Consider the following 13,318-nt stretch of genomic DNA (forward strand, 5'->3'; position numbering starts at 1 on the left):
GACTTGTCTTCACTCTCAGGTAGGTTATTGACCGCATCTTGAGCTGCGTCTTCTGCATCTTTCGCTGCATCAACTGCATCTTGAATCGCTTGTTGCTCTTCAGGTGTGATTAGACCATCTTCTTGCGCATCAGCGATGATGTCTTCTGCTGCTTGATGTTTGTCTTCTGCATCTTTTACAAGTGCTTCAGCTTCATCAATCGCATCATCTTTACCATTGCCATCTTGGTCATTAACTGGCGGTACCACAAGGTCATCTAGTTCATCTAGACGATCTTGTAGACCAGACTTGTCTTCACTCTCAGGTAGGTTATTGACCGCATCTTGAGCTGCGTCTTCTGCATCTTTCGCTGCATCAACTGCATCTTGAATCGCTTGTTGCTCTTCAGGTGTGATTAGACCATCTTCTTGCGCATCAGCGATGATATCTTTTGCTGCTTGATGTTTGTCTTCTGCATCTTTCACTAATTCTTTAGCTGTATCTAAATCACGATTTGATTCTTTCTTATCATCATCAGCTGCTACAGCAATTAAACCACCGACTGCCAAGGCACCTAGCGCCCATGGCCAGATGTATGCACCGACAAAATCATCACCATAGAGTAGTGGTTGAATATTTTGTTCTTCAACCAAATAATATCTTAGGCTATCGAGTACGCCATCTTGATTGCTAAATTCGACACGATAAAGTTCGCCCGAATCGCTTGTAAACACAATTGTGTTATCTGGAAAAGAAAAGAAATTATCAATAACGATAACTTCACCATCTTTTAATGTAATTACCGCAGAATTCCCTTGTCGTACGATTGAAGCAACTTGTTCTCTCGGTACATTAACTAAGACGACTGAGTTTTCACTCAGGGATATTTGGGAGGACTCACCGGACTGTAAGGTCTGATGACTCTCCTTTGCTACAACAGAGAGCTGAGCCATAATTGGTAAACCTCTTTATTTTGAATAATTTAGACTTATTTTAAATGACCAATATAAATACTATATTGAGTTCCATTTTATTTTTTTGCCAACTAGCATCAATACTATATATTCTGTAATCCAATCTTTAAAAGATTAAAAACTAAACTCTTTATGCTTTATTATTTTTTATACATACAATCATAAGCTTAGCTAATTATTGTTTTTTGTAAAAAACATTTTTTTACACAATTAGTTAAATTCAATTACAATTCACTTACTTATTAAATAATACAGTTTTGTATTATAAATGTATCAAAGTATTATTAGTTATTGAATTAATTACAATAATTCTACAAATTCTTTGCCTAGCTTATTCTAATATACTATATATAGAAATTTAAATATTTGATTTATAAAGATCATGCTTATAATAAATTTCAGCTTTTTGTTATTATAAGTTTAATATTTTTCTCTTATTGTAATGACAATTTATTTCAATAAATCGTGCCAAATATCACATTTTCCAAAATATAAACAAATTATATCTCAAATTAAAAAGCCCGCAATTGCGAGCTTTTTAATTGCAAAAGTTAATTTAACTCTTTACAACATTAAGATGTAAGCTCTGCTCTTTTTGTTTCAGACGTTTAATCATAAATAACGCAAAAGCAGCAAAGAAAGCTGGAATAGCCAGAACAGACATAATTTCAAAGCTTGATAGATTGAGTGACATTAACCATCCGCCAATCACCGAACCAATGACCGAGCCTGAACGACCAACAGCATTGGCCCAACTTACCCCTGTTGCACGGCAATGAGTTGGATAAAAACCTGAAGTAAAAGCATTAACACCAACTTGAGAACCACTAATACCCACACCTACACCAAACATGGCAAGCATCAAGAGCAATAGATTCCCTTGTTCAATACCTAAGCCTAAGCAAATGAGGAAAGCTCCGCCTAACACGTAAACGAAACTGAGCACTTTAGCAGGATCAACTTTGTCCATGCACATCCCAATCACGATTGCACCAATCGTTCCACCAATTTGGAAAATTGAGGTGAGCCATGAAGCATTGACTAAGTTGAAGCCTTCATTGGTTAATAGGGTTGGCATCCAGCTTGAGATCATATAAATAATCAGCAAGCTCATGAAGAAAGTACACCAGATTAAAATCGTGCCTAAGGCATATTGACGGCTAAACAATTCTTTAATGCCGACGTTTTTAACTTCGTTACTGCCTGGTGATAAACTAGGTAGTTGCTTTATATGCGGTGCAATACGTTGCATGACACGTTCGATTTTATGTTGTGCATGATTTTTAAGCACCATAAAACGTAGTGACTCAGGTAATAACCACATTAAAAAAGGCACTGTGAGTAATGGTAAAATACCACCAATCATTAAAATACCATGCCAACCAATATGGGGAAGTAATTGTGCTGATGCAATACCACCTAAAGCCGAACCAATAGTAAAACCACAGAACATTAAAGTCACTAAACTCGAACGACGTCTAGTTGGGCTATATTCTGACGTTAAAGTAATGGCATTGGGCATTGCGCCGCCAAGACCTAAACCGGTAATAAAGCGCCAAATCACTAAAGATTGTAGGTCTGTAGTAAAAGCACTAATTAAACTCGCTAAGCCAAATAGAATCACAGAGCCCACTAAAATGGGTTTTCGACCAAATTTATCTGCAAGTGGACCAAAGACTAAAGCACCTGCCATTAAGCCAAATAAGCCTGCACCAAATAAAGGGGCCAAATCTGTTGCTGTTAATGCCCATTCGGCTTTTAATGCTGGGGCAATAAAGCCAACAGCCGCTGTATCAAAGCCGTCAATCGCAACAATCAAAAAGCATAACCACATAATCAGCTTTTGTGAGCGCGATAGCGGATTTTGATCAATAAAATTTTGTACATCTATCTGTTGATTTTGAGACATGACATCTCTCCTTTCTCGTCGTGACGCGACGCTATGCATCCCTTGCGAAAAATGCCCCCAAGGTGACTTGAGGGCATTTCAATCAAAGCGCTTTAGGCAACATTTACCGTGATGCCTGTTAAGCCTGCGACTTCTGCACGCATCTGGTCACCACGAACCACTGCGCCTACCCCTTCTGGTGTACCTGTAAAGATTAAATCACCCGCTTTTAATTCAAACAATGTTGAAAGATTCGCGATGGTTTCTGCAACATTCCAAAGTAAGTGTGTTAAATCACTACGTTGTTTGGTTTCACCATTTACCGTTAAATGAATGTCACCTGATGTAATTTCACCAGTTTGCTCAATGGTATGAATCAAACCCACAGGAGCTGAGTAATCGAATGCCTTGCCCACTTCCCAGGGACGACCTTTCTCACGGTGCGCCATTTGTAGGTCACGACGAGTCATATCTAAACCTACTGCATAACCAAATACATATTCAGCTGCTTCTTCAACGGAGATGTTTTTACCATCTTTACCAATGGCCACCACTAATTCGATTTCATAGTGATAGTTAGAGGTTTGTGTTGGATATGGAATCGTCACTTCTTCACCTGCAGGAACCGGCACGATTGATTCTGGGTCGTTTGGCTTACAGAAGAAAAATGGTGGTTCACGATCTGGATCAAAGCCCATTTCACGTGCATGTGCAGCATAGTTACGACCGACGCAGTAAACACGACGTACTGGGAATAACGCGTCTGTATCTTTAACAGGTAGACCGACGATTGGCATTGGGTTAAATACGAAACTCATGTTTCTTTCCTTAAGTATATTGATTCAGTTGTGCTTAAGCAGCATCGGGTTGATTCATTGGCGCAGCTGCTTGGAACGCAGGCAAGGCCATACATGCATCATAAATTTTTTGAATATTTGGATATTTGCTCATATCCACTTTAAAGCGTTTTGATGAATCCACTTGCGGAATCAAATAGGCATCAGCAAGGGTGGGTTGATTGCCATAGCAAAAATCACCGCGGTTTGGATCTGCTGCCAAAAGTGTTTCTAGTGCAGTAAAACCTTCATCAATCCAGTGTTGGCACCAGCTTTGTACTTGTGCGTCATCGAGCTTTAAGGTGTTGCGTAGATATTCCAAAATCCGTTTGTTATTAATTGGATGAATATCACAGCCCACCACAGCCGCTAAGGCACGTACTTTGGCACGTCCAATCGCATCACTTGGTAGCAATGGATGTTCCGGGTGAGTTTCTTCTAACCATTCAATAATGGCTGGACTTTGAATGAGCAATTGGTCATTGATGGCCAATACAGGCACAAAACCTTGTGGGTTAATGGCTTGAAACGCAGCGTTTTTATGCTCATTTTTCATGAGTGAGATCGGCAGTAGTTCATAGCTAATCTGTTTAAGATTTAAAACAATACGGGTACGGTGTGAGGTACCGCTCCGGAAAAAACCATACATTTTCATGCGGCAGTCCCCGTATAGTTTTTGGCTGCGTCGAGGCAATTCTCTACATTCCAGTCGTATAACCACGCCATCGCATTGTAAAAATCTTGGCTTTGACGACCACGCCATAAATCATTACGTACCATACGTTGTACGCCTTTAGCATGGTAAAGTTTGCCCATTTCACGCGATGACAACACAATACGCGCGGTACGTGCCACTCGAGCGCGTTGATAGATATCAAATGCTGCTGCGATATTATTATCGGTTACACGTAATGCTTCACCTAAAGTTACTGCATCCTCCATCGCCATACATGCACCTTGTGCCATATATTGCGTGGTTGGGTGCGCAGCATCGCCTAATAAGGTAATACGGCCATAGGTCCATTGATCAATCGGTTCACGATCGGCAGTGGCCCAGCGGCGCCATGATTTTGGCAACTCAATTAACTGACGTGCTTTCGGACAAATGCCTTGGAAGTAAGACAATACTTCTTCTTTAGAGCCGTCTTTGACACCCCACTCTTCTTGTTCGCGGCTATGGAAGGTCACCACTACGTTGTACTCTTCACCGCCACGGAGTGGATAATGGACTAAGTGACAGTTTGGCCCGACCCAAATGCTGGCTGCATTCCATTGTAGGTTTTCTGGGAATTCGGCCTTAGGTACTACGGCACGATACACCACATGGCCTGTAACTAAAGCAGGATCACCCACGTATTTTTCACGTACGATTGATTTCACCCCATCTGCACCAATGAGTGCCTGCCCAATGTAAGTGTTACCTTTATGGTCAATCACAGTCACGCTATCTGCATCTTGATCCACACTGACAATACGGCAGTCAGTAATGATTTCGATATCTCCAATCTCTTGGGCACCTTCAACCAATGAGCCATGAATATCAGCACGGTGAATCACCGCATACGGATTACCAAAACGCTGAATAAATTTGTCATCAGTTTCGATGCGGCCCACTTGGTATTCATCCAATGCGTCATGCATCACCATATAATCGGTGTAGACTGCACGGGCACGGGCACGATCACCAATGCCTAAGGCATCAAAAGCGTTAAATGCATTTGGACCGAGCTGAATACCTGCACCAATTTCACCAATTTGTGGTGCTTGCTCTAAAACTTTAATTTTAAAACCACGTTTTGCTAACGCAAGTGCAGCTGCAAAACCACCAATACCGCCCCCGGCAATTAAAATAGGCATTTGATTTGACATGTCGTTCATCCTTAAAAACTATTCGCCACGTGGTCGAGTTGAGTACAGACCAAGTTTCTTTTGAATTGGTGCTTCATCGGCAATAAATAAGAAACATGCTGTCTGTGAGTTATTGATTAAATCAATGTGTGCAAAACAAGGTGCACATGCGGTATCTGCTGTATCTAAATGTGAGGCTTTGCCATCAATGGTAATGCTGGTTTCACCTTCAATCACATGGAACACCATGGCAGCAGAGCGTGGTTCTAATTGCACTTTCTCACCAGGACGCACCATCAGTGCTGAATAACCAATAATTTTTTGGCAATCTTCACCCGTTTCAGGATTGACATAAGCTACTTGTACTGGGCCAGCAGTATTTTCAGCTGCTAAATCAATCAGTAACTGTTTGGCATCTGACCATGGGTAACGCAACATTGGGTAATTTTGTTCGCCACGGATATGCTGTACTGTCGGCACTAAGCCTGCTGCATAACGTGGTTTATTTTCAACACGTTGGATCGGCTGGCAATCACCACCTTCAACAAATGATGCTTCCATATAGTAGACCAGCGGTAAGTCCAATACATCTAACCAAATCACAGGTTCATCACCGTCATGGCCATGTTCATGCCATAAGCCAGATGGGGTCAAAATCAAATCGCCTTTTTCCATTGGGCATTTTTTACCTTCAACGGTGGTATAGGCTTTTTCACCTTCAACAATCAAACGTACCGCATTTGGTGTATGACGATGTGCAGGCGCCCACTCATTGGGTAACAGTAATTGCATCCCTAAATAAATCACTGAAGTGGCACGCATGTTTTCTAGGCCGTGGCCAGGATTGGCCAATACCAAGACACGACGCTCTGCTTTCTCAATTGGCGTTAGCTCACCAGCCTCTAATAATAAAGGCTTAATTTCATTGTATTTCCAAACAATACTTTGTGTATTTGGAATCGGTTTTACCGGTGGTAAAACGTTACGTAAACTTGGCCATAATGGCACTAAGTTACTTTGCTTTAAATCATCAATATAGCGAGTTGGTAAGTCTGCTAATGTGGCGAGCTGTTCCATCGCATGTCCTCTAGATTGTGATTAACAACACTCTCCGGCGTTGTTGTGTTCGTTCGTTGAAATTAATTTAACAATCGAATCTGCTTGAATCTATAAGCAAATCACAATACCCTGTATTGATAAAATCAATACAGAAAATTTGGGCAAAATATGGACATTGATACACGCTTATTGAATATTTTTCATGCGATCTACAAGCATCAAAGCGTTTCTAAGGCTTCAATTGAACTGGGGATTGGCCAACCTACGGTGAGTATTGGTTTAAATAAATTGCGTGAGCATTTTCATGATCCTTTGTTTGTTCGGATTGGGAACAACATGCAACCAACTGATTTATCTAATAATATATTTCCAGAGGTGCATGACGTTTTAACCCGTTTACAAAGTATTAATGACTTTAACCTAGCTTTTGATCCGAAAACTTCGAGTCATCAGTTTAATATTAGTATGACGGACATTAGTCATTTAGTCTTATTGCCAAAGCTGATTAATTACTTACGTGAACATTCACCTTATATTCGTTTAAATATTGTTCCAATTGATACACAAACCCAAGCGTTAATGGCTTCTGGAGAAATTGATCTTGCCATTGGCTTCTTGCCACAGCTTGAAGCAGGCTTTTATCAGCAGACGCTTTTTAAGCAGCACTACGTTGTAGTGGCCAATGCAAATCATCCACGGCTAACCGGTGACACTCTCAGTTCAGAACAATTTGCCAGTGAATTACATATTGATATTTTGGCCACTGGTGGACATTACGTGGTTGAGCATGAATTACAAAAGCTCGGCATTAAACGTAATATCTTGGTGCGTTTGCCCAGTTATTTAGGCGTTGGCTTAGTGGTGCAAGAGACCGATGCAATTGCAACGATCCCAAACTATTTAAGTAACGTACTCTTATCACGTGGGCATTTGAATATTTTAAAATTGCCCTATGATTTCCCTGAATATGGGGTGAAACAGCACTGGCATTCACGTGTACATCAAAATCCAGGCAATCAATGGCTACGCCGTTTATGCTTCGAATTGTTTTCTAACCTATAAGCAGCATATTTTGGTTTTAAAGAAGTCAATCGCTTAAAAATTACACCTTTTATGAAAAAAAATGCAAAAAGGGCAAATAAATTTGCATTTAATGAATATTAGGCGTATAAAGTGACTTCGTTGATGCGGGATGGAGCAGTCTGGTAGCTCGTCGGGCTCATAACCCGAAGGTCGTTGGTTCAAATCCAGCTCCCGCTACCAACGAGAAAAGTGATGCACCTGACTACATGAGATATGTAGTTTATTATCACAATAACAAAACATATATTTTAAGTCGTTTTAGACCTCTTCTAGATTAACTGCCTATTAATCTCCTTGTATCTAAATCTTTCATTTAGATCGTTGTATGTTCTGTTAAAATCAAGTCAAGTATTGAATTATTTGAATTTTAAAAATATTTAAGCGCCAAGTTATCGCGCTGTAAAAAGTTATTGGTATATATATGTTAAAGCAAACTGAAAATTTAATTGCAAAATCTGTAAATGGTCATGAAATTATTGTTTCGTTAATCGCAAATAAGAAGCGTCAAAATACAAATGATGGTTTTAAATGGGTTGAAGTCGGTAAAAAGGTTTTACTTGCTTCAGGTACAGAAATTGAACTGAATTTAGATGGTCGTAGTTTTTATACGGGTTTAAACGAAATGTTTAAATTAGAACGCCGTGTCTGCTAAATAAAAAACCGCTGAAAGGCGGTTTTTTATTTTTTTAGTCTAATCAGCCTATTTTTATTTAGTTAGATAATATTTTATTGATTAAATACTGCAGTCTAAAAGTTCAATCTAGTTATATATCATCCAATTTTAGTTTAGGTGCTAAATTTTTTTTTCTTAAATATTGAAGATATTGCAGCTCTAAATCGAATATAAGCGAATTTTCTTCAATTGGAAATAATTTTTCATATTTTCTTATCATAATGTCTAATACTATATTCTTTAATTGGCACCCATAAAATTTCACTTTTGGATATTGCTTTTGAATGTAGCAATCTAAAATATATGTTACTTGATCCTTTGTCGGCTGTGGCTGTTCGACAAGGTCTAGAACTTGTTGAGTAATCTGGGATAGTAAGTCTTTTCTCTCTTTCCATTCTAGATATCTTGGATCATTTACATCATCGTTATTATATTCATAATAGTCGTCAACATTATATCCCTCTGTAATAAGACCTCCTAATGAATTAATACCCAACCTACTTATTAATCCATCGATTGTATGAATCCACTTAGTATTATCTGACTCACGAAACATAAATGGATACTTTGAGCTATAGTTATCAGACTTTTTATATTGATAACCTTGTGCTAATGCTCTTTTAATACTTATTTTTACAAATTGAGTAGAATTATCCAAAATCGTATATAGCTCATCGCCATCTTTTTCATCGTAAACTAATAATACATAAGGGATACTTTCAGAATTAACAATTTTATAGGATTTATAATCTTTCCCTTTTAAAATTTCTTCATTCACATTCTCGGTAAAAATATTAACGAAATTGGCTAAATTGGCATTGATCCATTTTATTTGGCGTTCTAAGCTAATATTATCTGGGTGTTCATCACCCCCATTAAAATTATAAAAAAAGTAATCATCAATATTATAACCATACTTACATTCTAAATCGTCAAATGACAAGGGTTGTTCTTGTTGTAATTTATCTGCAAGGTCAGCATAGTTCTCAATCCATTTTAGTCCGTTTTTAACGTAAACAGCCCCACCATTATCATCTTCTTCTAAAAATTTATATCCTAAAGAAATTGCTTTTGCATAGCGCTCTTCGTACATTTTTAATTATCCAAATAAAAAACCCCACCTTACGGTAGGGCTTTTTTTAAACAATTTCAATCACTTTAGTCAAAAGTCTTAAGCAATTGCCTCAGTCGACTCGGTTGCTTCATTGGCTTCTAAAAAGTCTTGTGCAAAACGTTGTAATACCCCACCCGCTTCATATACAGACACTTCTTCTTCTGTATCTAAACGGCACGTTACAGGCACTTCCACAATTTCATTTTTACCATCAACAGTTGCACGTTCAATCACCAACGTTAAAGTCGAACGCGGTGCAATATTACCAATCACGCTATATAGCTCAGTACCATCTAAACCTAAAGTTTGACGGTCTGTACCGGCTTTAAACTCAAGCGGTAATACGCCCATACCCACCAAATTGGTACGGTGAATACGTTCAAAACCTTCAGCAACAATGGCTTCTACACCCGCTAAACGTACGCCTTTGGCTGCCCAGTCACGGCTTGAACCTTGACCGTAATCTTTACCCGCGATCACAATTAAAGGCTGCTTACGGTTCATGTAGGTTTCAATCGCTTCCCACATACGCATCACTTCGCCTTCTGGCTCCACACGCGCTTTAGAACCTTGCTTAATGGTACCGTCAGAACGCACGACCATTTCGTTATATAGCTTCGGGTTGGCCAATGTTGCACGCTGTGCCGTTAAATGATCACCACGGTGGGTTGCGTATGAGTTAAAGTCTTCTTCAGGCAAGCCCATTTTAGCTAAGTACTCACCTGCCGCAGAATCTAACACAATCGCATTGGATGGTGATAAATGATCCGTGGTGATGTTATCGCCTAAAATCGCCAATGGACGCATATTGGCTAAAGTACGCGGTGCAGCGAGTGCGCCTTCCCAATATGGCGGACGACGAATATAAGTACTTTGCGGACGCCAGTCATATAACGGACTTGCTGATTTTTCCGCTTTGCCTAAATCAAACATTGGGATATAGACTTTCTTAAACTGCTCAGGTTTCACTGCCTCTTTCACCAAAGCGTCAATTTCTGCATCCGATGGCCAAATATCTTTGAGATAAATTGGATTACCGTCTTTATCATTACCTAGTGAGTCGGTTTCAATATCAAAACGAATCGTACCAGCAATTGCATAGGCAACGACCAGTGGTGGCGATGCCAAGAAGGCTTGTTTAGCGTATGGATGGATACGACCGTCAAAGTTACGGTTACCTGATAACACTGCAGTCGCATATAAGTCGCGATCAATGATTTCTTGTTGAATCACTGGATCTAATGCGCCTGACATGCCGTTACAGGTGGTGCAGGCATAAGCCACAATACCAAAGCCAAGCTTTTCTAAATCTTCAAGTACACCCGCTTCTTCTAAATACAGTGCTGCTGCTTTAGACCCCGGTGCAAAAGATGATTTTACCCAAGGCTTACGGGTTAAGCCCAGTTCATTGGCTTTACGTGCCAATAAACCTGCCGCCACCGTATTACGTGGGTTTGAGGTATTGGTACATGAGGTAATCGCGGCAATAATCACTGCGCCATCTGGCATTAAACCTTCTGCTTCTTGTGCGCGCGCTACGTCTAAATTACCTGCAATGCCTTTGGCTTTTAAATCGCTGGTTGATACACGCGCATGCGGGTTTGATGGCCCTGCAATATTACGTGTCACTTGCGATAAATCAAAACGTAAGACGCGTGGATAGTGTGCCTCAGTCATATCGGCTGCCCAAAGACCAATTTCTTTGGCATAGGTTTCAACCAATTGCACTTGTTCAGCTTCACGACCAGTGAGCGTTAAATAGTCAATGGTGTTTTGGTCGATGTAAAACATCGCAGCCGTGGCACCATATTCAGGCGTCATATTAGAAATCGTGGCACGGTCACCCACAGACATACTGTCAGCACCTTCACCAAAGAATTCTAAATAGGCACCTACGACACGTTCTTGACGTAAAAATTCAGTTAAGGCTAATACAATATCGGTTGCAGTAATGCCGGCTTGACGTTGACCAACGAGTTCAACACCAATGATATCTGGTACACGCATCCAAGAAGCACGGCCTAACATTACATTTTCAGCTTCAAGTCCGCCCACACCAATTGAAATCACGCCTAACGCATCGGTATGTGGCGTGTGTGAGTCTGTGCCCACACAAGTGTCTGGATAAGCCACGCCATCACGGTTTTGCACCACTGGAGACATCTTTTCCAAGTTAATTTGGTGCATGATGCCATTACCCGCAGGAATGACATCGACGTTTTCAAAAGCGGTTTTGGTCCACTCAATAAAATGGAAACGGTCTTCGTTACGACGATCTTCTACGGCACGATTTTTTTCAAACGCGTCAGGATCAAAACCGCCATATTCCACCGCCAATGAGTGATCGACAATCAGCTGAGTCGGTACCACTGGGTTAACTTTGGCAGGATCACCGCCTTTGTCGGCAATCGCGTCACGTAAACCCGCAAGATCGACCAGTGCAGTTTGACCTAAAATATCGTGACACACGACACGTGCTGGATACCAAGGAAAGTCTAAATCTTGACGATTTTCAATTAACTGGGTTAAAAAAGCCGTCAATTGTTCAGGTTCAGCGCGGCGCACCAATTGCTCTGCTAACACCTTAGAAGTGTATGGCAGTTTGGCATAGCTTCCCGCTTGAATGTCTTCGACTGCTTGGCGTACATCATAATAGTCTAAATTGGTATTCGCTAAGCGTTTACGGTACAGCTGATTCATTAAACGCGCTCCGCCAATGGTTTGAATTTTAAGTCTTCTGGGCCAGTATAATTCGCACTTGGACGGATAATTTTACCGTCTTGACGTTGTTCGATCACATGCGCTGCCCAACCTGCAGTACGTGCAATCACAAATAACGGGGTAAACATCGCTGTTGGTACGCCCATTAAGTGGTAGCTCACCGCACTAAACCAATCAAGGTTCGGGAACATGTTTTTCACTTCTTTCATCACCGCTTCTAAACGTTCCGCGATGAGATACATTTTTTTGTTGTTTTGCGCTTCAGCTAAATCTAAAGCCACTTTCTTAATTACGTTATTACGTGGGTCAGCAATGGTATAGACAGGGTGACCGAAACCAATCACGACTTCTTTATTTTCAACACGTTTGCGAATATCCGCTTCCGCTTCATCTGCATCGTTATAGCGTTGCTGAATAACAAAAGCAACTTCATTGGCACCACCATGTTTTGGACCACGTAAGGCACCAATGGCACCCGCAATGGTTGAATACATGTCAGAACCTGTACCCGCAATCACACGCGACGTAAAGGTAGAAGCGTTAAATTCATGCTCTGCATATAAAATTAACGAGGTATGCATTGCATCAATCCAATCTTGCGATGGGGCTTTGCCATGTAGTAAGTGCAAGAAGTGCGCGCCAATCGAATCATCTTGTGTTTCAACTTCAATACGACGACCATTATGGCTAAAGTGATACCAATACAACAACATTGAACCAAAGCTTGCCATCAATTTGTCGGCAATATCACGCGCACCAGCGTAGTTATGGTCCTCATGCTCTGGTTGTAAACAACCCAGTACCGATACTCCAGTACGCATCACGTCCATTGGATGCGCTGACGGTGGCAATTGTTCTAAAGCAGTTTTTAAACCTGCTGGTAAACCACGTAATGCTTTAAGTTTTGTTTTATAGGCGGTTAATTCAGCTTGATTGGGCAATTTGCCATGCACCAAGAGGTAAGCGACTTCTTCAAATTCACATTGGCCTGCTAAGTCCATAATGTCATAGCCACGGTAATGCAGATCATTACCGCTACGACCCACGGTACATAGCGCAGTATTACCTGCGACTTGACCACTTAATGCCACTGATTTTTTTGGTTTAATTGCTGTAACTGCACTTGTCATGTTAATTTTCCTT

11 protein-coding genes and 1 tRNA gene are annotated in these 13,318 nt (G+C 40.6%); 3 read left to right on the forward strand and 9 right to left on the reverse strand.

What is annotated here, in order from left to right:
* The 6 genes from AC5YCI_RS11705 to AC5YCI_RS11730 all read right to left on the reverse strand — a co-directional run.
* On the reverse strand, nt 1–932 hold a 932-nt coding region (locus AC5YCI_RS11705), incomplete at its 3' end, for a GA-like domain-containing protein (RefSeq protein WP_496175549.1).
* 577 nt (nt 933–1,509) lie between these two features.
* Nucleotides 1,510–2,862 carry an MFS transporter gene (locus tag AC5YCI_RS11710; protein WP_496175550.1) on the reverse strand — a complete coding sequence of 451 codons (1,353 nt, stop codon included), beginning with the start codon at nt 2,860–2,862 and terminating at the stop codon, nt 1,510–1,512.
* Between the two features lie 92 nt (nt 2,863–2,954).
* Nucleotides 2,955–3,659: a fumarylacetoacetate hydrolase family protein gene (locus AC5YCI_RS11715; RefSeq protein WP_496130814.1), complete on the reverse strand. Its 705-nt coding sequence runs from the start codon at nt 3,657–3,659 to the stop codon at nt 2,955–2,957.
* 34 nt (nt 3,660–3,693) lie between these two features.
* Complete coding sequence (maiA, locus tag AC5YCI_RS11720) at nt 3,694–4,332, reverse strand: maleylacetoacetate isomerase (RefSeq protein ID WP_496175551.1); 639 nt, start codon at nt 4,330–4,332, stop codon at nt 3,694–3,696.
* On the reverse strand, nt 4,329–5,546 hold the full coding sequence (locus AC5YCI_RS11725; protein ID WP_496130812.1) for a 3-hydroxybenzoate 6-monooxygenase: 1,218 nt from the start codon (nt 5,544–5,546) through the stop codon (nt 4,329–4,331). The genes maiA and AC5YCI_RS11725 overlap by 4 nt, the downstream gene beginning before the upstream one ends.
* 18 nt (nt 5,547–5,564) lie before the next feature.
* Nucleotides 5,565–6,602: a cupin domain-containing protein gene (locus tag AC5YCI_RS11730; RefSeq protein WP_496130811.1), complete on the reverse strand. Its 1,038-nt coding sequence runs from the start codon at nt 6,600–6,602 to the stop codon at nt 5,565–5,567.
* Between the two features lie 150 nt (nt 6,603–6,752).
* Between AC5YCI_RS11730 and AC5YCI_RS11735 the strand changes: the two genes are divergently transcribed.
* The 3 genes from AC5YCI_RS11735 to AC5YCI_RS11745 all read left to right on the forward strand — a co-directional run bounded on the left by AC5YCI_RS11735 (nt 6,753) and on the right by AC5YCI_RS11745 (nt 8,319).
* Nucleotides 6,753–7,646 carry a LysR family transcriptional regulator gene (locus AC5YCI_RS11735; protein ID WP_496175552.1) on the forward strand — a complete coding sequence of 298 codons (894 nt, stop codon included), beginning with the start codon at nt 6,753–6,755 and terminating at the stop codon, nt 7,644–7,646.
* Nucleotides 7,647–7,770: 124 nt separating this feature from the next.
* Nucleotides 7,771–7,847: transfer RNA gene (locus AC5YCI_RS11740), tRNA-Met, on the forward strand.
* Between the two features lie 241 nt (nt 7,848–8,088).
* On the forward strand, nt 8,089–8,319 hold the full coding sequence (locus tag AC5YCI_RS11745) for a hypothetical protein (RefSeq protein WP_122902499.1): 231 nt from the start codon (nt 8,089–8,091) through the stop codon (nt 8,317–8,319).
* Nucleotides 8,320–8,431: 112 nt separating this feature from the next.
* Here AC5YCI_RS11745 and AC5YCI_RS11750 read toward each other — a convergent pair whose 3' ends face one another.
* From AC5YCI_RS11750 to prpC, 3 genes are all read right to left on the reverse strand, one after another.
* Nucleotides 8,432–9,433, reverse strand: coding sequence for a hypothetical protein (locus AC5YCI_RS11750; RefSeq protein ID WP_496175553.1), 1,002 nt, complete (start codon nt 9,431–9,433; stop codon nt 8,432–8,434).
* Nucleotides 9,434–9,511: 78 nt separating this feature from the next.
* Nucleotides 9,512–12,154 (reverse strand): Fe/S-dependent 2-methylisocitrate dehydratase AcnD, encoded by a 2,643-nt coding sequence (gene acnD, locus AC5YCI_RS11755; RefSeq protein WP_496175554.1) that lies wholly within the window; start codon nt 12,152–12,154, stop codon nt 9,512–9,514.
* The gene (gene prpC / locus AC5YCI_RS11760; protein WP_496130805.1) at nt 12,154–13,305 is read right to left on the reverse strand and encodes a bifunctional 2-methylcitrate synthase/citrate synthase; all 1,152 of its coding nucleotides are present in this window, start codon (nt 13,303–13,305) and stop codon (nt 12,154–12,156) included. The genes acnD and prpC overlap by 1 nt, the downstream gene beginning before the upstream one ends.
* Nucleotides 13,306–13,318: the final 13 nt, after the last annotated feature.

It is taken from the genome of Acinetobacter sp. CY17, from assembly GCF_059515825.1.